This is a genomic window from Acidovorax sp., from assembly GCF_046339755.1.
Lineage (GTDB): Bacteria > Pseudomonadota > Gammaproteobacteria > Burkholderiales > Burkholderiaceae_C > Acidovorax.
The window spans coordinates 1-2594 of record NZ_JBKDTZ010000063.1 but is presented as its reverse complement, the minus strand read 5'-3'; the positions used below and the strand labels follow the sequence as shown (position 1 = coordinate 2594).

The 2594-nt window shown below is 68.3% G+C and carries 1 protein-coding gene; it reads right to left on the bottom strand.

What is annotated here, in order from left to right:
- Positions 1–2594: M16 family metallopeptidase (locus ACK59X_RS05060; protein ID WP_409955717.1), on the bottom strand; the 2594-nt coding region annotated here is incomplete at both ends.

The following is a 2594-nucleotide window of genomic DNA, read 5'->3' as shown; positions in this document are numbered from 1 at the left end:
GAATCTGATGGTCCATCTCGAAATTCATGAAGGTCATGGCCCAGGCGTCGCCTGATCGCGAGCGTTGCCGGTGCCCCAGCAACTGCCGCTTGGCTGCCTCGACCTCCGACGCACTGAAGCCCTCGAGCACACTGCGCTGCAGCTCCTCGCGCAACGCGGCCTCCGCTTGGCTCGCGTTGGCCGGCGCCACATCGGCCGACAGGCTCAAAAGCGCCGACGCGTCGTAAAGGCTGGCGTTCCAGCGGGCACCCACGCTGTAGCTCAGGCCGCTCTTCTCGCGCAGGCGGTTGTGCAGGCGGGAGCCCGGGCCACCGCCCAGCATCTGCACCGCCAGCTGCATCGCAAACTCCTCGGCCTCCATGCCCAGGCCCTGGATGGGCAGGCCCAGATAGGCCTGGATGGAGACATTGGCCTTGTCCGGGGTGTCCAGCACCATGCGGGTGGGCGTCTTGCTCACCAGCGGCCGCGGCACGCGCTGCGGCACCTGCGCAGCGCGCCAGCCGTCGAAGGCCTCTGCCACCAAGGCCTGCGCCTGCGCATGATCGATCGGCCCCAGGATGCTGACCCGGGCACCGTGTGCGCCATAGAAGCGCTGATGGGCCTGAACGATCTTGTCGCGGGTGAGCGCCTTGAACTCGGCGAGCGACTCCGCACGGCCGTTGTAGTACCGGATGTCACCTTTGGGGTACGGGTTGCCGTAGCGCGCCCAGGTGTCGGCAGCCAAGGCGGCCTTGTCGGCCAAGGCACCTTCGGTGGCCTTGATGCTGGCAGCCAGGCCTTCATCCACCACCGCCTGCGGGACCGTCGGGTTGCGCAGGAGTTCCGCCAGCAGCGCCAAAGCGGCCTTGAAGTTCGCTTTCTTGACGCGCAGGTTGACCGTGCCGTCTTCACCCGTGAAGGCCAGGTTGAACGCCGCACCGAGCTTCACCGACTCGTCCTGGACCTGCTGGCGGCTGTACCGGGCCGTTCCGCCCGTGAGCAACTGCCCGGCCATGAAGACCGCAAACTCCTGGTCTCGAAGGGACACCTCGTCGCCCAGGCGGAGCCGCATCTGCAGCTCCACCACGTCGCCCCGCACCGGCTTGTTCAGCACGGCCATGCGAATGCCACCGGGCGTGGTGCTGAAGACAGCCTGACGGTGCAGCGAGGCCGTGCTGAAGTCAAAGGCCACGGACGCTTCGGTGGCATCTGACAAGGCATAACCCTTCAGGTACGCCTGCACGTCGGCCAGCGCCGGCTGGGGTGCGCGCTGGGGTTGCGGGGTCGGAATAAGGTGCCCCAAGGTGCGGTTGCTGGGCAGAAGGTAGGTTCGCGCCACGCGGTTGACGTCATCCAGCGTGACCTGCTGGAGGCGTTCGCGGCTCACGAAGGCCGCCCGCCAGTCACCCCAGACCTCGTATTGCAGGGCGCCCTGGGCCACGGCTGCGGCATTGGCAAAACCCAGCGCCAGGGTCGCCTTCATCTTCTGCTGGGCTCGCTCGAACTCTTGGGGCGTGATCGGGTTGGCCGCCAGGGTTTCGGCGGCGTCAATGAGCAGCTTCTGGCGCGGCACTGCGTCGTCAGCGGGCGCCAGCGCGGCGCCCAGCAGAAGCTGGCCGGCCTCGCGCTGGCTGTGGATGCCGCCGAAGGTCGCCATGGCCTGCTGGCTCTCCACCAGGGCCTTGTGCAGCCGGCCCCCGGGCACATCGGCCAACGCCAGGGCCAGCAGGTTCAGGGCGGGGGTGTCGGGGTGCAGGGCCGGCGGCACGTGGTAGCTCAGCACCAGCGCCTGGGCCTGGGCCGGACGGCGCAGGACGACGCTGCGCTCACCATCCTGGGCGCTGTCCACGGTGTAGGTCATGGGCAGCGGCTGGGCAGGTCTGGCCACCGCCCCCAGCGTGCGCTGGATGCCAGCCAGCGTGCGCGCAACGTCGAAGCGTCCGCGCACCAGTAGCACGGCGTTGTCTGGCCGGTAGAAGCGACGGTAGAAGGCCTGCAGCCGGCCGATGTCCACACGTTCGATGTCGCTGCGGGCGCCGAGCGTGTTGCGCCCGTAGCCGTGCCAGGTGTAGGCGGCGCGCGCGACGCGCTGGCTCAGCACTTGGAAGGGGTTGCTGTCCGCCTGCTCGTATTCGTTGCGAACCACGGTCATCTCGCGCTCCAGGTCCTCGCGCGCGACGTGGCTGTTGACCATGGCGTCAGCTTGCCAACTCAGGTACCAATCAAGGTCCTCGGGACGGGAGCTGAAGGTGGCGAAGTAATCCGTGCGGTCAGGCGACGTGGTGCCGTTGAAGGCAAAGCCACGACGCAGGAACTCAGTCTTCGGGTCGGGGGTGGCGGGCGTGCCCTTGAAGATCAGGTGCTCCAGCAGGTGGGCCATGCCGGTTTCACCATTGCCCTCATGCCGTGCGCCCACCTGGTACGTCAGGTTGATGCTGACCTTGTCGTCGGCAACGTCGGGTGCCAGCAGCACCTTGAGGCCGTTGGCCAGCCGGTATTCGGGGATGCCCTCCACCGACTGCACACGCTGCACGCCCGCCGGCAGGGCCAGCGGCTCCGGGGTGGCCGGCGGGGCCTGAGCGTTGGAGGCCTGGGCCTGCGCCTGCGCGTTCACG